At 70.7% G+C, this 23,528-nt stretch carries 18 protein-coding genes; 6 read left to right on the top strand and 12 right to left on the bottom strand.

From position 1 onward, the window contains the following. Window positions 1–50 precede the first annotated feature (50 nt). Window positions 51–1,559 (bottom strand): sugar ABC transporter ATP-binding protein, encoded by a 1,509-nt coding sequence (locus ACWGI2_RS23605; RefSeq protein WP_453697719.1) that lies wholly within the window; start codon window positions 1,557–1,559, stop codon window positions 51–53. A 191-nt stretch (window positions 1,560–1,750) separates the two neighbouring features. Here ACWGI2_RS23605 and ACWGI2_RS23600 point away from each other — a divergent pair, with 191 nt between their 5' ends. Further along, the gene (locus tag ACWGI2_RS23600) at window positions 1,751–2,953 is read left to right on the top strand and encodes an ROK family protein (RefSeq protein ID WP_453697428.1); all 1,203 of its coding nucleotides are present in this window, start codon (window positions 1,751–1,753) and stop codon (window positions 2,951–2,953) included. A 231-nt stretch (window positions 2,954–3,184) separates the two neighbouring features. Continuing rightward, a complete protein-coding gene (locus tag ACWGI2_RS23595; protein ID WP_453697426.1) occupies window positions 3,185–5,185 on the top strand; it encodes an N-acetylmuramoyl-L-alanine amidase in 2,001 nt (666 codons plus the stop codon). Window positions 5,186–5,263: 78 nt separating this feature from the next. On the opposite strand, the gene ACWGI2_RS23590 is transcribed toward ACWGI2_RS23595, so the two are convergent. The 3 genes from ACWGI2_RS23590 to ACWGI2_RS23580 all read right to left on the bottom strand — a co-directional run bounded on the left by ACWGI2_RS23590 (window position 5,264) and on the right by ACWGI2_RS23580 (window position 8,552). Then, window positions 5,264–7,606, bottom strand: coding sequence for a glycoside hydrolase family 95 protein (locus ACWGI2_RS23590; protein WP_453697424.1), 2,343 nt, complete (start codon window positions 7,604–7,606; stop codon window positions 5,264–5,266). Between the two features lie 136 nt (window positions 7,607–7,742). Beyond that, complete coding sequence (locus tag ACWGI2_RS23585) at window positions 7,743–8,243, bottom strand: hypothetical protein (RefSeq protein ID WP_367039047.1); 501 nt, start codon at window positions 8,241–8,243, stop codon at window positions 7,743–7,745. A gap of 84 nt (window positions 8,244–8,327) precedes the next feature. Further along, window positions 8,328–8,552 (bottom strand): hypothetical protein, encoded by a 225-nt coding sequence (locus ACWGI2_RS23580; protein ID WP_453697423.1) that lies wholly within the window; start codon window positions 8,550–8,552, stop codon window positions 8,328–8,330. Window positions 8,553–8,691: 139 nt separating this feature from the next. Here ACWGI2_RS23580 and ACWGI2_RS23575 point away from each other — a divergent pair, with 139 nt between their 5' ends. Then, window positions 8,692–9,423: a leucine-rich repeat domain-containing protein gene (locus ACWGI2_RS23575; protein WP_453697422.1), complete on the top strand. Its 732-nt coding sequence runs from the start codon at window positions 8,692–8,694 to the stop codon at window positions 9,421–9,423. Window positions 9,424–9,456: 33 nt separating this feature from the next. On the opposite strand, the gene ACWGI2_RS23570 is transcribed toward ACWGI2_RS23575, so the two are convergent. The 6 genes from ACWGI2_RS23570 to ACWGI2_RS23545 form a co-directional block, all read right to left on the bottom strand. Next, complete coding sequence (locus tag ACWGI2_RS23570; RefSeq protein ID WP_453697421.1) at window positions 9,457–10,386, bottom strand: universal stress protein; 930 nt, start codon at window positions 10,384–10,386, stop codon at window positions 9,457–9,459. Between the two features lie 167 nt (window positions 10,387–10,553). After that, window positions 10,554–10,817 carry a DUF397 domain-containing protein gene (locus ACWGI2_RS23565; protein ID WP_336605706.1) on the bottom strand — a complete coding sequence of 88 codons (264 nt, stop codon included), beginning with the start codon at window positions 10,815–10,817 and terminating at the stop codon, window positions 10,554–10,556. 107 nt (window positions 10,818–10,924) lie between these two features. Then, window positions 10,925–12,091, bottom strand: coding sequence for a thiolase domain-containing protein (locus ACWGI2_RS23560; RefSeq protein WP_453396517.1), 1,167 nt, complete (start codon window positions 12,089–12,091; stop codon window positions 10,925–10,927). Window positions 12,092–12,105: 14 nt separating this feature from the next. Then, window positions 12,106–13,185, bottom strand: coding sequence for a thiolase domain-containing protein (locus ACWGI2_RS23555; protein WP_453697420.1), 1,080 nt, complete (start codon window positions 13,183–13,185; stop codon window positions 12,106–12,108). Then, entirely contained in the window at window positions 13,186–14,145 is a 960-nt protein-coding gene (locus ACWGI2_RS23550; protein WP_453697419.1) for a Zn-ribbon domain-containing OB-fold protein, read from the bottom strand. It lies immediately after the preceding gene. A gap of 119 nt (window positions 14,146–14,264) precedes the next feature. Further along, window positions 14,265–15,065 carry a crotonase/enoyl-CoA hydratase family protein gene (locus ACWGI2_RS23545; protein ID WP_453396276.1) on the bottom strand — a complete coding sequence of 267 codons (801 nt, stop codon included), beginning with the start codon at window positions 15,063–15,065 and terminating at the stop codon, window positions 14,265–14,267. Window positions 15,066–15,240: 175 nt separating this feature from the next. Between ACWGI2_RS23545 and ACWGI2_RS23540 the strand changes: the two genes are divergently transcribed. Further along, window positions 15,241–16,860, top strand: a complete 1,620-nt coding sequence (locus tag ACWGI2_RS23540) for an acyl-CoA synthetase (RefSeq protein ID WP_453697418.1) — start codon at window positions 15,241–15,243, stop codon at window positions 16,858–16,860. A gap of 229 nt (window positions 16,861–17,089) precedes the next feature. On the opposite strand, the gene ACWGI2_RS23535 is transcribed toward ACWGI2_RS23540, so the two are convergent. Further along, window positions 17,090–17,935, bottom strand: a complete 846-nt coding sequence (locus tag ACWGI2_RS23535; RefSeq protein WP_453697416.1) for an alpha/beta fold hydrolase — start codon at window positions 17,933–17,935, stop codon at window positions 17,090–17,092. Between the two features lie 200 nt (window positions 17,936–18,135). Between ACWGI2_RS23535 and paaK the strand changes: the two genes are divergently transcribed. Continuing rightward, entirely contained in the window at window positions 18,136–19,422 is a 1,287-nt protein-coding gene (paaK, locus tag ACWGI2_RS23530; protein WP_453697415.1) for a phenylacetate--CoA ligase PaaK, read from the top strand. A 2-nt stretch (window positions 19,423–19,424) separates the two neighbouring features. Here paaK and ACWGI2_RS23525 read toward each other — a convergent pair whose 3' ends face one another. Next, window positions 19,425–20,924 (bottom strand): acyl-CoA synthetase, encoded by a 1,500-nt coding sequence (locus ACWGI2_RS23525; protein ID WP_453697414.1) that lies wholly within the window; start codon window positions 20,922–20,924, stop codon window positions 19,425–19,427. Window positions 20,925–21,064: 140 nt separating this feature from the next. Here ACWGI2_RS23525 and ACWGI2_RS23520 point away from each other — a divergent pair, with 140 nt between their 5' ends. Beyond that, window positions 21,065–23,485 carry a penicillin acylase family protein gene (locus ACWGI2_RS23520; protein WP_453697413.1) on the top strand — a complete coding sequence of 807 codons (2,421 nt, stop codon included), beginning with the start codon at window positions 21,065–21,067 and terminating at the stop codon, window positions 23,483–23,485. The last annotated feature ends 43 nt before the right edge of the window (window positions 23,486–23,528 follow it).

Here is a 23,528-nt window from a genome sequence, read left to right as displayed (position 1 = left end):
GGAGGCGGGCGGTGGGGCGACGGTGGTACCGGATGTGCCGGTGGTACCGCTCACGCGACGGAGTCCTTTCCGGACGGGGTGGTCGTTTCGCCGGACAGTGAGGCCGTGGCGAGCCGCATCACGTCCTCCTCGGCGGCCCCCGCCGGGAGTTCACCGGCGATGCGGCCTTCGGACATGACGAGGATGCGGTCGCTCATGCCGATGAGTTCGGGAAGCTCGGAGGAGACGATCAGGACGGCGATGCCCTCGCGGGCCAGTTCGCGGACGAGGGTGTGGATGGCGGCCTTGGCGCCCACGTCGACGCCTCGGGTCGGTTCGTCGAAGAGCAGGACGCGGGGGCGGGCTGCGAGCCACTTGGCGATGACGACCTTCTGCTGGTTGCCGCCGGACAAGAAGCGGGCCTCCTGGTCCTCGCCGCGCGCCTGGAGCCGTACCCGCTCCAGGAGCGCGGTCAGTTCGCGGGCGGCGGGCGGCTCCCCCCTGGCCGGTACGGCGCGGGTCACCAGCAGGGCGTTGTCGCGCACGGACTGGCGCAGGGCGAGCCCCTCCGCCTTGCGGTCCTCGGTCACCAGGGCGATCCCGGCGCGGATGGCCTGGCGCGGGGTGGTGGGCCGCAGGGCTTCGCCGCTCACGGTCATGGCCCCGCTGGTGAACGGCGCCGCTCCGAACAGGGCCCGCGCGAGGGACGTACGGCCGGAGCCCTCCAGGCCCGCGATGCCGGTGACCTCGCCCGCGCGCAGCGTCAGGTCGATGCCGCTCAGCCGGTCGTTGCCGCCGCCGGTGACGGCGAGGCGTACCTCGCCGATGTCGTCGGGGTGGGCGCGCGGCGGGTAGTAGGCGCTCAGCTCCCGGCCCACCATGGCGCGTACGACCTGGTCGGTGTCCGTGTCCCGGGTCCGGACCGTCGTGACGTGGTGGCCGTCCTTCAACACCGTGATCCGCTGCGACAGTTCGAAGACCTCGCGCAGGCGGTGCGAGATGTACAGGATGCCGAGGCCGCGCCCAGCGAGGCGGCGTACGAGGTCGTGCAGGAGGCCCGCCTCGTGGTCGGCCAGCGGGGCGGTCGGCTCGTCCATGACCAGGACGCGGACGTCCGACGCGAGCGCCTTGACGATCTCGACGGTCTGCTGCCGGGCGACGGACAGATCGCGGACGTACGTGCGCGGCGTGATGCCCGATACGCCGACTTCGGCGAGGAGTTCGGCCGTACGCGCCTCCATCGCGCGGCGGTCGACGAGGCCGTAGCGGGTCGGTTCGCGGCCCAGGAAGACGTTCTCGGCGACCGTCCGGTGCGCGAGCAGCGCGAACTCCTGGTGGATGATGCCGATCCCGGCGGCCTGGGCCTGCGCGGGATGGCTGAAGGAATGCTCTGTTCCGTCGAGCACGATGGTGCCCTCGTCCGGGACGTGTTCGCCCGCGAGGACCTTCATCAAGGTGGACTTGCCCGCGCCGTTCTCACCGACAAGCGCGTGCACCTCGCCGGCGGCGAGGTCGAGCGAGGCGCCGTGCAGCACACGCACTCCGAGAAAGCTCTTGGACACCCCGCGCATCGCCAACATCTCTTGCGTCGCCTGTATCGCCTGCACCCTCGGCTCCTTCGGCAGCGGTCTGCAGAGCAATGTGATGAGGGAGCTTTGACCTGTCAAGAGCCCAAGCAGCTTTCATCGCAAGCGAGTTGACGGTGACTTAGGCCGGACACCGAACAGCATCGGCCTTGTGAGCAGCGAAACTCGTCCCTATGGTGACTGCCATGTCTGGAGCGCCGGATCACCCCGATTCCGTACCGTCCTCACCGTCCTCACCCGGCGAAGTCCTCGCCCTGCTGCGTACGGGGGCGGTGGAGACCCGCGCCGACATCGCCCGCGTGACGGGGCTCGCACGGTCGACGGTTTCGCAGCGGGTGGACGCGCTGATCGCGCACGGCTTCGTCACCGAGGAGGCGGACGGCGGGTCGACGGGCGGCAGGCCGCCGCGCCGCCTTCGCCTGCGCACACGCGAACACGCCGTGGCAGGCGTCGACTTGGGCGCTTCGCACTGCCGGGTCGCCCTGATGGACATCGGCGGCGAGATGCTCGCCCTGCGCGAGGATCCGCTCTCCATCGCGGACGGCCCGCAGGAGGTGCTCGGCCACGTGGAGCGGACGCTGCACACGCTCCTCAAGGAGGCGGATCGCGACCCCGCGTCGCTGCAGTCCATCGGGGTCGGGGTGCCGGGGCCCGTGGAGTTCTCGACGGGCCGCCCGGTGGATCCGCCGATCATGCCGGGCTGGCACCAGTACCCCATACCGGAGTTCTTCGCCGAGCGGTTCGGTCCGCGGGCCCTGGTCGACAACGACGTGAACGTGATGGCGCTCGCCGAGCAGCGCCGCGCCTTCCCCGACACGCGCTATCTGCTCTACATCAAGGTGGGCACGGGCATCGGCTGCGGCATCGTCGCCGACGGCAGGCTGCACCGGGGCGCGCAGGGCAGCGCGGGCGACATCGGGCACATCCGGGTCGGCGACATCGAGGAGCCCTGCCGGTGCGGCAACTCGGGCTGTCTGGAGGCGGTGGCGGGCGGCGCGGCGATCGCACGCAAACTCTCCCGGCTCGGCTTGCAGGCGACCTCGGGCAGCGATGTCGTACGCCTGGTGAAGTCCGGCAACCGCGACGCCGTCAGCATGGTGCGCGAGGCAGGGCGTGCGGTGGGCGAGGTGCTCGCGGGCCTGGTGAACTTCTTCAACCCGGACACGGTGGTGGTCGGTGGCGTGATGGCCGCCGTCCACGACCAACTCCTGGCGGGCGTGAGGGAAGCGGTGTACCGCCGCTCGCATCCCTTGGCCACGCATGTGCTCCGGATCGAGCCGAGCCGCACCGGCGAGAACGCGGCGGCGATCGGGGCGGGCATCCTCGCGGTCGAGCACGCGCTGTCCCCGCGGCAGGTGGACCGGGTACTGGCGGGCGCGGCCCGCTGAGCCGCGTTCCCCGCGCTGCTTCGTCTGAACAGGTGGTCCAGACCTCATTGGTCCAATCCATTGACGCGTCGCAGGCCGTGCGGCCTCCTGGGGCGAAACCCGCCGGGACCGGCGCTGACATGGGAAATCCCTTCCCCTGGGCATGATTGACGGATCGTCTGAGAGCCGGTACCACTGACGCACGCCCGGCCCCGCACGCCCCATCACGCTTCACCGTCCCAGGAGGCTGCATTGCGAGGATCCGTCACCGCCCGCACCCCTGCCGCGCGCAGACGCGCCGTCAGGACCGCGGGTGCCCTTGTCTCCGCCGGTCTGCTGCTTCCGCTGCTCGGTGCCGCGCCCTCGTCCGGCGCTCCCGGGCGATCCCCGTCGCAAGAGCTGCAGAGCGCCTTCGCCGCAGCGGCCGCCGAATACCGCGTACCGCAGAGCGTGCTGCTCGGAGTGTCCTACCTGCAGTCCCGCTGGGACGCGCACGGCGGCGCGCCGAGCGTGACCGGTGGATACGGCCCGATGCACCTCACCGACGCGCGCACCGCCGTCGCCGGCGCCCCGCACCACAGCGAGGGCGACGAGGATCCGCGCGGTGACGCGTCCCGCGGCGTCCTCAAGCCGAAGGAGTCCACGGCGAAGGTGCCAGAGAACTCCCAACTGCCCGCGCGGCTCAAGACGTTGCCCCGCGCCGCCGAACTCAGCGGGCAGTCCGCCGAGAAGCTGCGCACCGACCCTGCCGCCAACGTACGCGGCGGCGCGGCCCTGCTCGCCGCCGCACAAAAGAAGCTCGGCAAGCCCCTGAGCGACGACCCGGCCGACTGGTACGGAGCGATCGCACGCTTCTCCGGCGCGGACGACCAGGCCACCGCGGCGACGTACGCCAATGATGTCTTCGCCGTCATCCACGACGGGCAGTCGCGCACCACGGACGCCGGGCAGCACGTGGCGCTCGCGGCGGTCAGCGGTCTGAAGCCGGATGCCGCTCAGGTGCGGGGCATGGGGCTGCGCAAGGCGCCGAAGGGCGAGACCGAGTGCCCCTCGACCGTGTCGTGCGAGTGGATCCCGGCGCCGTACGAGGAGTTCAAGGACCCGAACGGCAACGACGACTACGGCAACCACGACCTGTCGAACCGGCCCGAGAGCCAGAGCATCGACACGATCGTCATCCACGACACCGAGGGCCGCTGGGAAGGCGTCCTGAACATGGTGCAGGACCCCACGTACGTGTCCTGGCAGTACACCCTGCGCTCCACCGACGGTCACATCGCCCAGCACGTGAAGGCCAAGGACGTCGCCTGGCACGCGGGCAACTGGTACGTGAACTCCAAGTCGATCGGCCTGGAGCACGAGGGCTTCCTCACCGCGCCCGACACCTGGTACACGGAGGCGATGTACCGCTCGTCGGCGCGCCTGGTGAAGTATCTGTCGAAGAAGTACGACATCCCGCTGGACCGCCAGCACATCATCGGGCACGACAACGTCCCGGGCACGCTGCCGTCGACGATCGCGGGCATGCACACCGACCCCGGCCCGTACTGGGACTGGCAGCACTACTTCACCCTGATGGGCAAGCCGTTCAAGCGCACGGCGGGCCCCGGCGGCGGTCTGGTGACGGTGGCACCGGACTACTCCAAGAACCGGCCGGAGTACACGGGCTGCGTCAAGCCGGGCGAGAAGTGCGTGCCGCACGGTTCCGCCGCCGTGCGCGTCCACACCGAGCCGCGTGACGACGCGCCGCTCATCAAGGACATCGGCCTGCGGCCCGGCGGCGGCGCCTCGACGATCGGCGTGAACGACACCGGCGCCCGCCTCTCCACCGGCCAGCAGTACGCGGTCGCCGATCGCCGGGGCGACTGGACCGCCGTCTGGTACCTGGGCCAGAAGGCCTGGTTCAAGAACCCGAAGAAGCAGCCGACGGCCGTCGACGCGAAGGGGCTCGTGGTGACGCCGAAGGGCGACGCCAAGGAGATCCCGGTGTACGGGCGCGCCTACCCGGAGAAGGAGGCGTACCCGGCGGGCGTCCCGGTGCAGCCGGTGACGCCGCTCCCGTACAAGCTCCTCGCGGGACAGAAGTACGCGATCGGCGACAAGGTGCCTGGCGAGTACTTCTACGCACCGACGTTCGACACGGCGCCGCACAAGGTGGTGCGCGGCAAGGACACGTACTACGAGGTCCAGTTCGGGCACCGCGTGGCGTATGTCCGGGCGGCCGATGTGCGGGTGGTGCCTTCGGGCTCCTAGAGCCGCCGAGTTGCTGTGCGGTCAGGGCCGGGTTCGCGTGAGGGCGGGCCCGGCCCTGTCATGTCTGCCGGGAAGAGGTCAGTCGAAGACGTACCGCTGTCCTGCCCGCGCCTTGAAGGTCTTCTCGCCGCCCTTCAACAGGACGCTGCGCACGGTGAGTTCACGGGTGCGTGAGGCGGTGAGCACGATGCGCGTGGCCCGTCCGCCCGACCACTCGATGTCCAGCCGTGCCCCGCCGCGTGCCCGCAGGCCGCGCACCGCCCCCTCGGGCCAGCTCGCCGGCAGTGCGGGCAGCACCTCGATGACGTCGAACTGGCTCTGCAGGAGCATCTCCACGATGCCCGATGTTGCCCCGAAGTTGCCGTCGATCTGAAACGGCGGATGGGTGTCCCAGAGGTTCGGGAGCGTCGAGGACTTGAGCTGCTCGCCGAGCATCTTGTGCGCGTGGTCGCCGTCGCGAAGGCGCGCCCAGAAATTGACCTTCCACGCCTTGGACCAGCCGGTGCCGCCGTCGCCGCGCGCGGTGAGGGAGACCTTCGCGGCGTCGGCCCACTTGCTGCCCGGTTCGATCTGGCGTCCGGGGTGCAGGGCGTAGAGGTGGGAGACGTGCCGGTGGTCATCCGTCCTGGAGTCCAGGTCGGCCTTCCACTCCTGGAGCTGCCCCCAGGATCCGACGCGCAGGCCGGGGTCGAGCTTGCCGAGGGTCTTGTCGAGCTCGGCGCGGAAGGCGGCCGAGTCACCGAGCACGCGGGCGGCCTCCAGGGTGTTGGTGAGCAGGTCGTGCACGATCTGCTGGGCCATCGAGTCGCCCGCGGTGAAGTCGCCGTGCTCGGGCGAGTAGCTGGGCGTGACGACGAGGGTGCCGTCGCGGGGGTCGGTGCGGAGGTTGTCGAGCCAGAACTCGGCGGCTTCCTTCATCACCGGGTAGGCGGTGGAACGGAGGTACTCCGTGGAACCACCGAAACGGTAGTGCTCGTAGAGCTGCGCGGTGAGCCAGGCGGCGGCCTCCGGGAACCAGAAGGCGGTCGCCCAGTCGTGGACGCCGGTGAAGCCGTAGGGGTTGGTCTCGTTGTGCACCACCCAGCCCCGCGAGCCGAACATCTCCTTCGCGCTGCGCCGCCCCGGCGCGCGCAGTGCCTCGACGAAGCGGTCGTACGGGGCGGTGGTCTCGGGGAGGTTGGCGGCCTCGGCGAGCCAGTAGTTCATCTGGAGGTTGATGTTGGTGTGGTAGTCCGCCGACCAGGGCGGGGTGGTGCTGTTGTTCCACACACCCTGGAGGTTCGCGGGCAGCGAACCCGCGCGGGACGAGGCGATGAGGAGGTAGCGCCCGTACTGGAAGAAGAGGGCTTCGAGGGCGCGGTCGGCCGCGCTCGCACCTGCCCCGTACCCCTTGAGCAGCCGGTCGGTCGGGACGTCAGCGGGTGCGCTCTGGCCGATGTCGAGGGCGACCCGGCCGAACAGGTCGCCGTGGTCGCGCAGGTGGCGGGCCCGGAGCGCGCCGTGGCCCTTGGCGATGGCCTGGTCGACGGTGCGGGTGACGAGGGCGTGCGGGTCGTCGCCGCGATAGTCGGGGTAGATGTCGGCGTAGTCGGTTCCCGCGGCGAGCGCGAACCAGACGTGGTCGGCTCCGGTGACGGTGATGCTGCCGTCCGCGTTGGCGGTGCGCATGCCGCCCTGGTGCACGACGCGCACCTGCGCCTCGAACTTCAGCCCGTTGTCGGCGAGTTCACCGCGTACGGACATCCGGTCACCGTCCGCCTTCGCAGTGAAGTCGGCGCGGGGCGAGGTGTAACGCAGAGTGCAGGTGACGCTCGCGGGGCGGTCGGCGGTGAGGCTCCCGACGAGCACGCCGCCGGGATGGGAGGCGAAGAACTCCCGCTCGTGGCGCACCTTTTGGTGGATGTACGTGACGGTCGCGAGGCCCTTGCGGAGATCGAGGGCGCGGCGGTACGTGACGTCGGGCGTGTCCGGGGCGCCCGGCATGTCGAGGTGCAGATCGCCGAAGGTCTGGTGGGCGCCGTAGCCGCGGCGGGACTGGCCGAGGTCGGCGGCGACCGCGTCGGGGGAGAGCCCGCCCTTCTCGTCCAGCTCCTTGCGTACCGCGTCGAGTGCGCCGGGTCTGGCCTCACGCCAGTTGCCGTGGTCGTAGCCCTCGCGGGAGCCGGGGCCGCCGGTCCACAGAGTCTTCTCGTTGAACTGGAGCCGTTCGGAGACGAGGGTGCCGAAGACCATGGCGCCGAGTGCGCCATTGCCGATGGGGAGGGCCTCGCGCTCCCAGTCGGCGGCGGGCTTCGCATACCAGAGCAGCGATTCATCGGATGTGTCGCGCCCGTAATGTCGCCCCTCGGCCGCAGCCGCGGCATCGGCGAGAGGACCTCCGCCCGCCGCCAGAAGGGCTGCTCCGCCTACGGCGGACTTCATCGTGGTTCTTCGCGAGATCCCGGGAGTCATGACCGGTCACGTTAAAAGTCCGATGACTGGCCTGGCAAGGCGCATGACAAAACCCACCCCTCCGACAGAAGGGGTGGGTACGTGGCCCGCGGTCGTGCCGGGTGTGTCAGCCCTGCTGGAAGAGCTCCGCGGGCAGCGGCTTCAGGAGGGCGTACAGATCGTCGGTGATGGGCCGGTCCCAGGCGGCGATGGTGACCAGGACGCCGTCGCTGCGGTCGAACTGCACGCAGGAGATACGGCTTTCTGAGAGCTTGAGGCGGCGCACGATGAGGAGGTTGTCGCCCTGCATCACCGGCATGTCCTCGGTGGTGACGACGGTGACCTCCTCGTCGTTCTCCAGCGCGAGCAGCAGCTGGGCGACCTCGAAGGGCACCTCGTCGTCGGCGATCTCGCGCGCCGGGGAGCCCTCGGGCAGATTGCCGATGATCATCGCGGGGCCGCGCCCGCCGAAGAGGTCGTAGCGCAGGAAGACGCCCTGGCAGCTGCCGTCGGGGGCGGGCAGCAGGCCCGCGCCGAGGTTGCCGGGCCAGTCACCCGGGTCCATGGCGAGGACATCGAAGTCCGGGCCAGCGGGAGTGGCGGAGCTGCGGCGGCGGAGGAAGGACATGCGCCAATGGTACGTGGCCCGCGGCGCTTGTCGGCGCGGGGGCGGCGCCGGTCCGCGCGGGGCGGCGGGAGGGCGGGCCGGTGTTCAGCGCGAGGTCAGCGGGGGTGATGGGGCGCGAGCGAGGCGGCGGGACCAGAGTGGTCCGTTCCCCCCTTTCCGGTAGGCGGCGTGCCACGGCGGGCCGCCGGCCGGGTCGGCGGCGACGCGGCCGGGCGACGGGGCCCGGCCCTTCGTCGCGGGGGCGCTGAGCAGTTCGGAGCCGATGATCCTGTCCGGCACGTCCTGGCAGGTCTCTGAACTCTTCGGCATGGGCGGGCAGTTCCTCAAGCGACAGGCGACGACGCGACGAGCGCGCCTCGGGGCTCGGGGCTCGGGGCCCGCCGGGAGCTGATTCCGCCGCAGCGGTGCGGTTGGCTACCGTCGTCCACTCCGACGAAGGGACCCTCACGTGACGCCCGGCACCGAGAACGTACTCAACTACTGGCACGGCGGCCTGAGCGACGTCCCCGACGAGGTGTGGCACCACCCGTCCCTGGAGGTCCTGCTCCTCCCCGACAACGCGCTCACGCGGCTCCCCGCCCGGATCGGCACCTTGGCGTCCCTGCACACGCTGGACCTCGGCCACAACCACCTGACCGAGCTACCGCCGGAGCTCGGCGACCTGACGGACCTCAGCCGCTTCCTCTACGTCCACGACAACCGCCTCACGTCACTTCCGGACACCCTGGGCAACCTGAAGCGGCTGACCTACCTCAACGTGGGCGAGAACCGGCTGACGGCGCTGCCGGACACGCTGGGTTCACTCGGCGCCCTCGTCGAACTGCGCGCCCAGCACAATCGGCTGGCCTCGGTCCCTTCATCGCTCGGCGGCCTCACAGCCCTGCGTGAACTGTGGCTGCGCGGCAACCGCCTCACGTCGCTCCCCGCATCGCTCGGCCGCCTCGGCGCACTCCGCGAACTGGAGCTGCGCGAGAACGAGTTCGCGACGGTGCCGGATGCCCTGCGTGAGCTGCCCCTGCTGCGGAGGCTCGATCTGCGGGCGAACCGCCTGCGGGAGCTCCCGCCGTGGATCGGCGACCTGCCCGCCCTTGAGAAGCTCGACCTGCGCTGGAACGAGGTCGCCGTGCCGGACGAGCTGCTGCGGAGGCTGGAGGGGCGGGGGTGTGTGGTGCTGCGGTGAGGTACGCCGACCGAGCCGCTGGGTGGAGCCTCGCTACCGGTGCTCCGGCGGCACCACACCCACCGCGCCCTTCGCATGCAGCAGCACCGCGTTGGTCACCGATCCCATCAGCCTCCCCAGCGGCATCCGGCTCTGGTGACGCCCCACCACCACGAGCTCCGCCTCCCGCGACGCGTCCACGAGAACCCCCGCCGCGTCCCCCGGCAGGACCTCCTTCTCCACACGCACCTTCGGATTACGCTCCTGGAAGGGCGCGAGCTGCTCGCCCGCGAGCTCCGTGTACTGCGCAGCGGTCGCCGCGTCCGCTTCCGCCGAGGTCACGAAGTCACCGGTGGCCGTGTAGACGAGGACGGGCCCGGGATAGGCGCAGACGACCCGGAGCACCGCGCCCCGCAGCGCCGCTTCCACGAAGGCGAAGCCGATCGTGTCGTCGTGCGGGGAGAGCGGGTCGAGCCCGAGCACCACGCACGGCTCGGCCCCCGCCGTGAGCTCCGCGTCCGGCCTCACCACGACCACCGGGCACGCCGCCTCCCGCGCGCACGCGAGGCCGTTCGAACCGAGCAGCAGACTGGCGAAGCCGCCCCGTCCGCGTGACCCGAGCACCAAGAGCTGCGCCTCGTCGCCGAGCGGTGCGATGTCCCGCCCCGGGGAACCCTCCACGACCTCGACCGTCAGCGGAGGCAGATCAGCCCGTCCCTCCAGGGCCCCACGCATGCGTTCGACCACCGGGTCGGCGTCGGGGCGGTGGTCGATGGTCGGCATGTAAGGGCCGTCGGCCAGCGGCATCGCGTACTGCCGCACATGCACGATCCGCAGCGGCGCGTTCCGCAGCCGGGCGGCCGTCAGTGCCCATTCCAGGGCGTGGTCGCTGCCGGCCGACCCGTCGACGGCCACCACGACAGGTGCGTCGCGGGCCGGGGCGGGCGCGGCCGGGGCGGGTTCAACGGGCGCGTCGTCACTCATGGCTTCCTCGTCTCCGGCGCAAGGCCAAGGTCGGCCGGCCCCGCTTCCGGCGCCGCCCCGTGCGGGAGGCGGGCCGGAGGCGGAGTCCGAAGTCACCAGGTCAGCACGGCGCGAGCCGCTAGCGGCCGCGACAGCCGGAGACGAGGGCCCACAACGCCCCACACGGCCTACGTCAGATCGAACTCCCCCGCACGCGCGCCGTGCACGAACGCTCCCCACTCCGCCGGAGTGAAGATGAGGGACGGGCTCTCGGGGCGGCCTGCGTTGCGCATCGCGATGAAGCCTTCGACAAAGGCGATCTCCACATCACCCCGCCCCTCGCTGCTCGATTGCCAGTCCGCTGTGCTGAGGTCGAGCTCCGGCTTGTCCCAGCCCGCGAGCGGGCGCTGCTGACCTGCGAGCGGATGCTGCTGAATGGTGCCTTCGGCCACGTCCGTGCTCCTCCCGATGCGTCGTCCGCCCGCCAGCCTAGCTTTCGCTTCCTGTGCCGGACAGGCCGCGGAAGGAGGACGGCGGCCTGTCCGGCACGACACACCCGTCACGTTGTGGGCGGCTCCGCGCCGACCAGCCACATGGAGAAGAACTGCGAGCCGCCTCCGTAGGCGTGTCCGAGCGCCCTGCGGGCCCCGTCGATCTGGTGCTCGCCTGCCTGGCCGCGCACCTGAAGTGCCGCCTCGGCGAAGCGGATCATGCCCGAGGCGCCGATGGGATTGGTGGACAGGACGCCGCCCGACATGTTGACGGGCAGATCGCCGTCCAGCTCCGTCACCCCGGACTCGGTCAGTTTCCAGCCCTCGCCCTCCTCGGCGAAGCCCAGGTTCTCCAGCCACATCGGTTCGTACCAGGAGAACGGCACGTACATCTCGACGGCGTCGATCTCGCGCCGCGGGTCCGTGACTCCCGCCTGCCGGTAGACGTCGGCGGCGCAGTCCTTGCCCGCCTGCGGCGACACGAAGTCCTTGCCCGCGAAGAGGGTCGGCTCGCTGCGCATCGCGCCGCCGTGCATCCAGGCGGGCGGCCGGGGCGAACGGGCCGCGCCCGTACGGTCGGTGAGGATCATCGCGCAGGCCCCGTCGGAGGACGGGCAGGTCTCGGAGTAGCGGATCGGGTCCCAGAGCATGGGCGATGCCTGGACCTTCTCCAGGGTGATGTCCTGCTCGTGCAGGTGGGCGTAGGGGTTCTTGAGAGCGTTGCGGCGGTCCTTGTAGGCGACGAGCGAGCCGACCGTGTCGGGGGCGCCGGTGCGCCGCATGTACGCGCGCACGTGCGGGGCGAAGAAGCCGCCCGCGCCCGCGAGGAGCGGCTGCTGGAAGGGGATGGGCAGGGAGAGCCCCCACATCGCGTTGGATTCCGACTGCTTTTCGAAGGCGAGGGTCAGTACGGTGCCGTGGACGCGGCCCGCGACCAGGTTCGCGGCGACCAGCGCGGTGGACCCGCCGACGGAGCCGGCCGTGTGGACGCGCAGCATCGGTTTGCCCACGGCGCCGAGCGCGTCGGCGAGGTACAGCTCGGGCATCATGACGCCCTCGAAGAAGTCCGGGGCCTTGCCGATGACGACCGCGTCGATGTCCGCCCAGGTCAACTCCGCGTCGTTCAGGGCGGCTTGGGCGGCCTCGCGGACGAGGCCCGCGATCGAGACGTCACGCCGGGCGGCGACGTGCTTGGTCTGGCCGATCCCGACGACGGCCACGGGCTCCTTGCCCACCCCGCTCACCCCACTCATGACGGCTCTCCTTCGAGGACGGCGACCAGGTTCTGCTGCAGGCAGGGTCCGGATGTGGCGTGCGCGAGGGCCCGGTCCGACTCGCCCCGGTGGATGCGGGCGGCGGCCTCACCGAGCCGGATCAGACCGGCGGCCATCATGGGGTTCGCGGCAAGCGCGCCCCCGGACGGGTTCACCGAGACGTCGTCGCCCAATTTCAGCGCCTTGCGCAGGACGACCTCCTGGGAGGTGAACGGCGCGTGCAACTCGGCGGTGTCCACAGGCCGTTCGAAGGCACCGGCCCGCTCGGCGGCGAGGCGGCTCGACGGCGAGTCGGTGAGGTCGCGTACGCCGAGGCTGTGCGCCTCGACACGGTGGTCGATGCCGCGGATCCACGCGGGCCGCTCGCAGAGCTCGCGGGCCCGGTCCCCTGCGGCGAGGATCACGGCGGCGGCGCCGTCCCCGATGGGCGGGCAGTCGCCGGTACGCAGAGGACGTACGACGTAGTCGCCCTGGGGCACCGAACCCCGCAGCTGCGCATGGGAGTTGGCGGCCGCGTCCTGTCGGCTGCGCGACGCCACCCCGGCGAGCGCGGGCTCGTCGGTGTCCCCCGCGTCGATCAGGGCCTGTGCCTGGAGGGCGGCGAGGGCGACCGAGTCCGGCCACAGGGGCGCCACGTAGTACGGGTCGAGCTGCCGGGTCAGCACGTCACGCACGGATCCGGGGGACGACTTGCCGTAGGAGTACACGAGCGCGGTGTCGGCCTCACCGGTGAGCAGCTTGGTCCACGCCTCGTACAGCGCCCAGGCGCCGTCCATCTCGACGTGCGACTCGGAGATCGGCGGCCAGGCACCGACCCCGTCGAGCGCCATCGTGAAGGAGAAGGCACGTCCGGCCAGATAGTCCGAGGACCCGGAGCAGGTGAAGCCGATGTCGCTGGTCTTCAAGCCGGTGGCGGCGAGGACCTGGTGCAGGACCGGCATGAGCATCTCCACCTCGGAGAGCTCGTCGGTGGAGCGCAGGTGGTCGGTCTGCCCGAAGGCCACGATGGCGACGTCCCGGACGGGCCGCATCACGGACGGCTTCGCGGACGGCATCTACACCAGCTCCTTGTACGTGTCGTAGTCGGCGTCCGGCTCGCCCGTGGGCCGGTAGTGGTCGGGGAAGCGGGCGCCCTCGGTCCACACCGGCTCGACACGCAGCCCCATCCTCACCTGGTCGTACGGGATGCCCGCGATGCGGGCGTGGAGGGCGAGGTCGGCGCCGTCGAGGGCGATGTGGGCGTAGACGTAGGGCACTTCGATGTCGAGGTTCTTCGCCTTGATGTTGACGATGCAGTACGTGGTGACGGTGCCGCGGGGCCCGACCTCGACCCGCTCGGTCGTGGCGACGCCGCAGGTGGGGCAGGCGCCGCGGGGCGGTACGTAGACCTTGTGGCAGGAGGGGCAGCGCTCGCCGACGGTCTTCCGGTCGGAGAGCGCCTTGATGTAGGCGGTCTGCGCGCGGCCCGGCGCGTAGGTGTAGTCGAGGCGCGCGGCGGCGACGATGCCGGTGACGGGGTCGCTGAACTCCCCGTCGTGCGGGGCCGGTTCGCCGCCTGTCGGGCCCTCGTACGGCTCGAAGCAGGCGATGTCCGTGATGGCGCCGGTGCGTTCGGCGGCCCAGCGGATCCGGACGCGCATGCCGGTCCTGACCGAGTCGGGGCCCGGCGCGTCCAGGGCGTGCAGCAGGGCGGTGTCGGCGCCGTCGAGCTTCACCAGGACCCAGGCGAAGGGCCCGTCGAGGGGCTGGCCCCTGCGCGGTTCGTGGTTCCAGGCCCAGGTGGTGACGGTGCCGGTGGCGGCGACCTCGACCAGGTCGCGTATCTCGTCGGCGGTGACGGGGTCGTACTCGACGGGCGGGACGAGGGTGCGCCCATCGGTGGTCTTCACGCCGAGGACGGTGCGCTCGCGCAGCCCGGTGAGGAAGGCGCTCTGCACGGGCCCGAGGGACCGGGTGAAGGGAAACTCGACGATGAGAGGCGCACGCAGCACTTCGGGGGAGGGAGCGGATGCCATGAGCAGAACTCCGTTTCTAGTGATGAGAGCGGAGGGTGGGCGCCCCGTCAGGGGGCGCCCCCGAAGGGGCGCGGGGAACTGCGCGACCAGCCACGACGAACCCGCAGCCGAAAACGGGCCTACGCGCGCCGGAACGCCGGGGGCCGTTTCTCCGCAAAGGCTCTGGAGCCCTCCTTCGCATCGGCGGTGTCGAAGATCGGCCACCCCCGCTTCAACTCCGCCGCGAGCCCGTCCGCCTCGGACATCTCGGCGGCCTCGTACACGGACGCCTTCACCGCCTCCACGGCGAGTGGCCCGCACGCGTTGATCTGCTCGGCGATGACGAGCGCCTTCTCCAGCGCGGTGCCGTCCGGGACGACGTGCCCGATGAGACCGATGGACGCGGCCTCGGTGGCCGAGTAGGGCCGCCCGGTCAGCAGCATCTCCAGGGCATGCGTACGGGGAATCTGCCGGGGCAGTCGCACGGTCGAGCCGCCGATCGGGAAGAGGCCGCGCTTGACCTCGAAGAGCCCGAACGTCGCGGACTCGCCCGCGACGCGGATGTCCGTGCCCTGGAGGATCTCCGTGCCGCCCGCGACGCAGTACCCCTCGACCGCGGCGATGACCGGTTTGCGGGGGCGGTGGTGGCGCAGCATCGCCTTCCAGTGCAGATCGGGGTCGGCTTTCATCCGGTCCCGGTACTGCTCACCGTCCATGCCGTTGCCCGCGAGGGCCTTGAGGTCCATGCCGGCACAGAAGGCGCCGCCCGCTCCGGTGAGCACGACGGAGCGGATCGCGTCGTCCTCGTCGGCGGCCAGCCATCCGTCGTAGAGGCCCACCAGCATCGGCAGCGAGAGTGCGTTCTTCGCCTCCGGCCGGTTGAGCGTGAGTATCAGTGTGGCGCCTTCGCGCCGCACAGCCAGATGTTCCGTCCCACCCATAGCCGTGCTCCCTCTGCTGTCGGCTTCGGACCTGGAACAGGTTGCAGTAGGCGGGGAGCCAGTTCAATAGTTTTCTGACAGTCAGTCAGATTTCTTGAACGAGGACCCTTCCCACTTGTGGGTGCCTCTGCTCTGATGACCGCCAGAAGAGATGACGCCGGGGTCAGGAGGAGCGGTGGAGTACAACCTTGCCGACCTGTTCGAGTCGGTCGTCGACGTGGTCCCCGACCGCGAGGCGCTCGTGTACATCGATCACCCCGGCACCGGGGCGGAACGCAGGCTGACGTACGCCGAGCTCGACCGGGCCGCCAATCGCATCGCGCACCACCTGATCGACAGTGGCCTGAAGCCCGGCGAGCATCTGGGGCTGCACCTCTACAACGGCGTCGAGTACCTCCAGACCGTGCTCGCCTGCCTCAAGGCACGCCTGGTACCGGTCAACGTCAACTACCGCTACGTGGAAGAGGAGTTGGTCTACCTCTACCGCGACGCCGACCTCGCCGCGCTCGTCTTCGACGCGGAGTTCACCGAGCGGGTCGCGGCGGCGCTGCCGCGCACGGAGAAGCTGCGGCATCTGGTGCGGGTGGGGACACCGCCCGTGGACGCCCCCGCGCTCGACGTGGTGGCCTTCACCGAGGCGGAGGCGGCGGGTTCGCAGGAGCGCGGCTTCGGGCCGCGCTCGGCCGATGACCTCTTCATCATCTACACCGGCGGCACCACCGGCATGCCCAAGGGTGTCATGTGGCGCCAGGAGGACCTGTTCTTCGCCGGGCTCTTCGGCGGTGAGCCCGCGGGCGAGCCGGTGAAGCGGCCCGAGGAGCTGGCGGAGCGCGTCGCGGCGGGCGGCCCCGGCCTCACGTTCTTCCCCGCTCCCCCGCTGATGCACGGCACCTCGACGCTGACGTCGTTCATCGCCTTCAACTACGGCCAGCGGGTGGCCATTCACCGCAAGTACGTCCCTGAAGAGGTGCTCCGCACGATCGAGCGGGAGAAGGTCTCCAGCGTGTCGCTGGTCGGCGACGCGATGCTCAGGCCGCTCATCGACGCCTTGCTCGGCCCGCTCAAGGGTACGGACCTGTCGTCCCTCTTCAGCGTCTCCTCCTCCGGGGCGATCATGTCCGAGACGGTCCGGGCCCAGTTCCAGGAACTGGCCCCGAACGTCCTGCTCCTGAACAACTTCGGCTCATCGGAGTCCGGTTCCAACGGCAAGGCGACGGACGACTCGGGCCCGGAGAAGGGCTTCCGCCTGGAGGTCAACGAACGTACCCAGGTGGTGGACCTGGTCACGCACGAGCCGGTGCCGGTCGGCGTACCGGGCCGCCTGGCCCAGCGCGGCCATGTGCCGCTCGGCTACTACAACGACCCGGTGAAGACCGCCGAGACCTTCTTCCAGAAGGGCGACGAACGCTGGGTGCTGCTCGGCGACATGGCGACGGTCGACGAGGGCGGCATAGTCACCGTCCTGGGCCGGGGCTCGCAGTGCATCAACACCGGTGGCGAGAAGGTGTATCCGGAGGAGGTCGAGCAGGCGCTCAAATCGCATCCGGACGTGTACGACGCGCTGGTCGCCGGAGTCCCTGACGAACGCTGGGGCAACCGCGTGGCAGCGGTCGTCCAACTGCGGGAGGGAGCCCCCGCGTTGGACCTCGAAGCCATCCAGACCCACTGCCGCGCCCGCCTCGCCGGCTACAAGATCCCGCGGGCGGTGGTCTTCACCACGGAGATCCAACGCTCTCCCAGCGGCAAGGCGGACTACAGGTGGGCGAAGTCGGTGGCGGCGGGGGCGGCGGGGTAGTCGGGCGGCGCGAGCGCCGTCCGCCACGCAACCGCCTTCCCACCCCACCGAAGTCGCTGCGGGGCAATCGGGTGGGTGGGCGGGAAAAAATCCGCCGCGAAGCGGCGGCCCGGAAGAGAATCAACCCGCACAGACAGACGGAAGCGCCCGCCACAGTCACAGCCACGGCCCCGGCGGCGAGCAGACGCCCCACGGACGAAGTGAACGCACAGTGACTCCCCTGGTAGCCCTAGTCCTGCGCGAGGAAGCCTGCCACGCGCCGCGCGAACCACTCCGGGTCGTCCAGCCACGGGAAATGCCCACCGCCCGGCTGCACTTGACGCACTCCGCCAGGGAAGAACCCGGCGAACTCCTCCGCGTGCGCGGGGTTCGGAGCCCCGTCGTACTCCCCCGCGAGGACGAGCACGGGAGCGATCAGCTCAGCCAGCGCCGCACGCGTCGCGGGCGGGTCGAAAGCCCCGTCGCCGTAGAACGCGGCGGCAGCCTCCGCGTTCTTCTCCCGCGCGCTCGCCGCCTGGTGCGCCCGCGCCGCGTCGTCCCAGCGCCCGTAGGCGAGGGGGACGATCGCGTCCCACACCTCACGGGGGTCACGTCCGGCTTCGATCTCCTTCAGCGCGGCCTCGGCCGCCGGGTACCACGGCTCGTCCTTGTGCGCCCGCGCGGCGTCAAGGTGGTCCCGAGCGCCCAGCGTGAGACCGAGCGACTGCGTGGCCGGGGTGATCAGGACGAGGCTGCGGATCCGCTTCGGGTGGCGTGCCGCGTACAGCGTGGCGATGTTGCCTGCCGCCGAGTGGCCGAGCAGGTCGACCTCGTCGAACCCCAGGTGCTCGCGCAGCGCCTCGACGTCGTCCACGAGCCGGTCGCAGCGGTACGTGGCCGGGTCGGCCGGCAGCGCGGAGTCGCCCGTACCGCGCAGGTCGAGCAGGATCAGACGGCGGTGCGCCGTCAGGCCGCCGAGATCGCCGAAGTAGGCGGAGGCCCGCATGGGGCCGCCCGGCACGCACAGCAGCGGCTCGCCCTCCCCCTTCTCGTGGTAGGCGAGTTCGGTCCCGTCGTACGCGGTGAAGGTCGGCATGGGGGTGATCATCACATCTCACGCCGCATCCGGACAATGCCGTTCGGCCGCAGCGCCCCAGCTCAAGACCGTCCTGCCCAATAGCTCAAGGCCGCCCTGCGCGATCTCTTGACGGCCGCCTCCGGGGCTGGATTACTGACCTTGACGGAAGATCCACGACCGAATGATCGGTCGCCCGTTTGGGACGGGAGAAACTCCATATGACGGCCATGCTGGACGCGGCGGAGCGCCTCGGGCGCGAGGAGCTCGAAGCGCTGCAGCTGGAGCGCATGCAGGACACCTTGCTGCACGCGTACGAGAACGTGCCCTTCTACCGGGCGGCGTTCGACAAGGCGGGCCTGCGCCCCGACGACTGCCGCGCACTCTCCGATCTGGCCCGCTTCCCGTTCACGGCCAAGACCGACCTGCGGGACAACTACCCCTTCGGGATGTTCGCGGTCGAGCAGTCCGAGGTGCGGCGCCTGCACGCGTCCAGCGGAACCACGGGCCGGCCCACGGTCGTCGGCTACACCGAGCAGGACCTGTCGATGTGGGCGGACGTCGTCGCCCGCTCGATCCGCGCGGCGGGCGGCCGCCCCGGACACAAGGTCCATGTGGCGTACGGATACGGCCTGTTCACGGGCGGACTCGGCGCGCACTACGGCGCCGAGCGGCTCGGCTGTACGGTCATTCCCGCGTCCGGCGGCATGACGGCACGTCAGGTCCAGCTGATCCAGGACTTCCGCCCCGAGATCATCATGGTCACGCCCTCCTACATGCTGACGCTCCTTGAGGAGTTCGAGCGTCAGGGCGTCGATCCGCGTACGACGTCCCTCAAGGTCGGCATCTTCGGAGCCGAGCCGTGGACGGAGGAGATGCGCCGCGAGATCGAGGAGCGGTTCGCGATCGACGCGGTCGACATATACGGGCTCTCGGAGGTCATCGGCCCCGGTGTCGCCCAGGAGTGCGTGGAGACCAAGGACGGTCTGCACATCTGGGAGGACCACTTCTATCCGGAGGTGGTGGATCCGATCACCGGTGAGGTGCTTCCGGACGGCGAGCGCGGTGAGCTGGTCTTCACGTCCCTCACCAAGGAGGCCATGCCCGTCATCCGTTACCGCACCCGCGACCTGACCCGCCTCCTGCCCGGCACCGCGCGGACGTTCCGCCGTATGGAGAAGGTCACGGGCCGGTCGGACGACATGGTGATCCTGCGCGGCGTGAACCTCTTCCCCACGCAGGTGGAGGAGATCGTGCTGCGGACACCGGGCGTCGCCCCGCACTTCCAGCTGCGTCTGACCCGCGAGGGCCGCATGGACGCGCTGACGGTCCGTGCCGAGTCCCGCGCGGACACGACTCCCGAGCGGCGCGAGGCGGCGGCGCGGGAGATCGCGTCAGCGGTGAAGGACGGCATCGGCGTCTCGGTGGCGGTCGAGATCGTCGATCCGGAGACGATCGAGCGGTCGGTGGGGAAGTTCAAGCGGATCGTGGACCTGAGAAACACCTAGGGCTACGACGCGCTGAAGCGGTCCCGCAGCTCCCGCTTGAGGATCTTCCCGCTCGCGTTGCGCGGCAGCTCGTCCACGAAGAGGACCCGTTTGGGCGCCTTGAAGTGGGCGAGCTTCTCGCGTGCGTGGTCGATGAGTTCGGCTTCGCTCACCTCTCCGTTGCGTACGACGACGGCGGTGACCGCCTCGATCCAGCGCTCGTCCGGGAGCCCGATCACGGCTGTCTCCGCGACCCGCTCGTGGGTGTAGAGCGCGTCCTCCACCTGGCGCGAGGCGACGAGGACGCCGCCGGAGTTGATGACGTCCTTCACCCGGTCGACGACCGTGAAGTAGCCCTCTTCGTCCCGCACGGCGAGGTCCCCGGAGTGGAACCACCCGTCACGGAACGCCTCCTTGGTCTCCTCGGGCTTGTCCCAGTAGCCCTCGCACAACTGCGGTGAGCGGTAGACGACTTCGCCCTGGGTGCCGTCGGGCACCTCGGCGCCGCGCTCGTCCACGACCTGCGCCTCGACGAACAGGACGGGCCGCCCGCAGGAGTCCATCCGCCCCTCGTGTTCGTCGGGCCCGAGGACCGTGGCGAGCGGGCCGATCTCGCTCTGCCCGAAGCAGTTGTAGAAGCCGAGCGACGGCAGCCGTTCGCGCAGCCGCTCCAGGACGGGGACGGGCATGATCGACGCCCCGTAGTAGGCCTTGCGCAGGGCGCCGAGGTCGCGGGTGGCGAAGCCGGGGTGGTTCGACAGGCCGATCCACACGGTGGGCGGCGCGAAGAGACTGTCGGCGCGGCCGGCCTCGACCAGATCGAAGATCCGCTCGGCGTCGGGCGCGTCGAGGATGGTGTTCTCGGCGCCCACCGCGAGGTACGGCAGCAGGAAGACGTGCATCTGCGCCGAGTGGTAGAGCGGCAGCGAGTGGACGGGCTTGTCCGTCTCCTTCAGGTCGAGGGCCGTGATGGCGCTGACGTATTCGTGTACGAGGGCGCGGTGCGTCATCATCGCGCCCTTGGGGAGCGCGGTGGTGCCGGAGGTGTAGAGCAGCTGAGCCAAGTCTTCCGCGCCGGGTTCCTCCCCGTCGTACGCCGGTGCGGCAGTGAGCCGCGTGAGCAGTGAGTCATCGGCGTCGCGGAGGGCGAGGACGCGTACGTCGCCGGGCAGGCGCGGGGCGATATCCGGGTCGGCGAGGACCAGGGAACTGCCCGACTGGCCGACGATGTACGCCAGGTCGTCGCCGACGAGGTTCTGGTTGACCGGCACATGGACGAGGCCCGCCCGCGAGCAGGCCAGGAAGCCGATGAGGTAGGCGTCCGAGTTGTGGGCGTAGGCACCGACGCGGTCACCGTGGCCGAGGCCCGTATCGCGCAGCACATGGGCGGCACGCGACACGGCCGTGTCCAGTTCCGCGTACGTCCAGACCCGTTCCCCGTAGCGCAGAGCCACTCGCCCCGGCACGCGCCGCGCGCTGCGTCGAAGGACCCCATCGACCGTATTGCTGCGTACACCCGTCATGGCGTGATCCTGTGCCGCGCGCGTCACGGCGGTCAAGGCTCCGGACGGGTCGCGAACCCGGCCGGTTCCGGTACTCGATCAAGTGACATACCGATTGGTACGCTCAACCGCCCCTTCCCCGACCCGCGTTGGGAGGCAGTATGCGTATCCGCTCGAGACGCCTGACGGCCCTCGGCATCAGCCTGTTGACCGCCACGGCCCTTCTGCCCTCGTCCGCCGCCACCGCCGGTGCGGCGGACGCGCGCGAGGACCGCCCGTCGGGCGGCGGCCTGTCCGCGACCGTCCGCTACACCCAGTACGGCATTCCGCACATTCTCGCCAAGGACTACGAGAACCTCGGCTTCGGCACCGGCTGGGCGCAGGCCGCCGACCAGGTGTGCACCCTCGCCGAGGGATATGTGACCGTGCGCGGGGAGCGGTCACGCTACTTCGGCCCTGACGGCAAGCCCGACGGCTCGCTGTCCTCGGCGACCACCAACCTCTCCAGCGACCTCTACTTCGGCGGTGTCCGCGACACGCGCACGGTGGAGAAGCTCCTCAAGCAGCCCGCCCCGGCGGGCCCGAGCGCCACGACGAAGAAGCTGATGCACGGCTTCGCGGCGGGCTACAACGCCTGGCTCAAGCAGAACCGCGTGACGGACCCCGCGTGCAAGGGCGCCAAGTGGCTGCGCCCGATCAGCTCCCTGGATGTGGCCAGGCAGGGCTTCGCCGTCCAGGTCCTCGGTGGTCAGGGACGCGGCATCGACGGCATCACCGCCGCGCAGCCGCCGAGTTCGACGGCCCCGGACCGTGCGGCCGACCCCGAGCGCACCGCGAAGGCGGCGCGCAAGCTCTTCTCGGCCGACGAGGCCGTCATGGGGTCCAACGCCGTCGCGTTCAGCGGGAGGACCACCGCGAACGGCAAGGGTCTGCTGCTCGGCAATCCGCACTACCCCTGGCAGGGCGGCCGGCGCTTCTGGCAGTCGCAGCAGACCATCCCCGGTGAGCTGAACGTCTCGGGCGGTTCGCTGCTCGGCACGAGCGTCGTCAACATCGGCTTCAACGGCGACGTGGCGTGGAGCCACACGGTGGCGACCGGCGTGACCCTCAATCTGCATCAGCTCACGCTGGATCCCGCCGATCCGACCACCTATCTGGTGGACGGCAAGCGGGAGAAGATGACGAAGCGGACGGTCGAAGTGCCGGTCAAGGACGGCGCTCCGGTGACCCGCACCCAGTGGTGGACCCGGTACGGCCCGGTCACCACCGGTCTCGGCACTCAGCTTCCGCTGCCCTGGTCGGCGAAGACGGCGTACGCCCTGAACGACCCCAACGCCACGAACATGCGCGGCAGCGACACCAACCTGGGCTTCGGCAAGGCCCGCTCCACCGAAGGCGTGTTGAAGGCGCTGCGCGACACGCAGGGGCTGCCCTGGGTCAACACCGTGGCCGCCGACCGCAAGGGCCACTCGCTCCTCACCCAGTCGCAGGTGCTGCCCCGCATCACCGACGATCTCGCCCAGCGCTGCTCCACGGACCTGGGCAAGGTGACGTATCCGGCGTCGGGCGTGGCCGTGCTCGACGGTTCGCGCGGTGACTGCGCCCTCGGCTCGGACAAGGACGCGCTCCAGCCAGGCGTCTTCGGCCCGTCGAAGATGCCCACGCTCAAGGACGCCCCGTACGCGGAGAACTCGAACGACAGCGCCTGGCTGACCAACGCCGACCGGCCGATCACGGGCTACGAGCGGGTCTTCGGGACGATCGGCACGCAGCGCTCCATGCGGACGCGCGGCGCCATCGAGGACGTCGCGGCGATGGCGAAGCAGGGCGGTCTGACGGTCAAGGACCTCCAGGAGCAGCAGTTCGCGAACCGCGCCCCGGCGGGCGACCTGGCCGCCGACGACGCGGCGCGTGCGTGTGCCGCGCTGCCCGGTGGGACCGCAACGGGCAGTGACGGCAAGGCGATTGACGTACGCAAGGCCTGTGCTGCGCTCAAGGCCTGGGACCACAGCATGAACACGGACAGCAAGGGCGCCCTGCTCTTCGACCGGTTCTGGCGCAAGCTGGTCGCCGCCGTGCCGAACGCCCAGCTGTGGAAGGTGCCGTTCTCCGCCGCCGACCCGGTGCGCACGCCGAACACCCTCAACACGGCCGCGCCCGGCTTCGCGACGGCGCTCGCCGACGCGGTGGCCGAGCTGAGCGGGGCGGGCATCGCGCTCGACGCGCCGCTGGGCAGGAACCAGTTCGTCGTACGCGGCTCGGAGCGGCTGCCGGTCCACGGCGGCACGGAGTCGGTCGGCGTGTGGAACAAGGTCGAGCCGGTCTGGGATGCGAAGGGCGGCGGCTACACCGAGGTAGCGCACGGTTCGAGCCACATCCAGGCGGTCGGCTGGGGCAAGGGCCGCTGCCCGGAGGCGCGCACGCTCCTCACCTACTCGCAGTCGTCGAACCCGAACTCGCCGCACTACAGCGATCAGACGCGGCTGTACGCCGATGAGCGCTGGGTGACGTCGCGGTTCTGCGAGAAGGACATCCTGCGCGATCCGAAGCTGAAGGTGGTGAAGGTGCGCGAGCACCGCTGAGGGCGCGCTGTACCAACTGGGGCCGGGTCACGCCGCGTTGAAG

Source organism: Streptomyces sp. NPDC054866, assembly GCF_053610745.1.
This window is presented reverse-complemented; position numbering and strand designations above follow the sequence as displayed.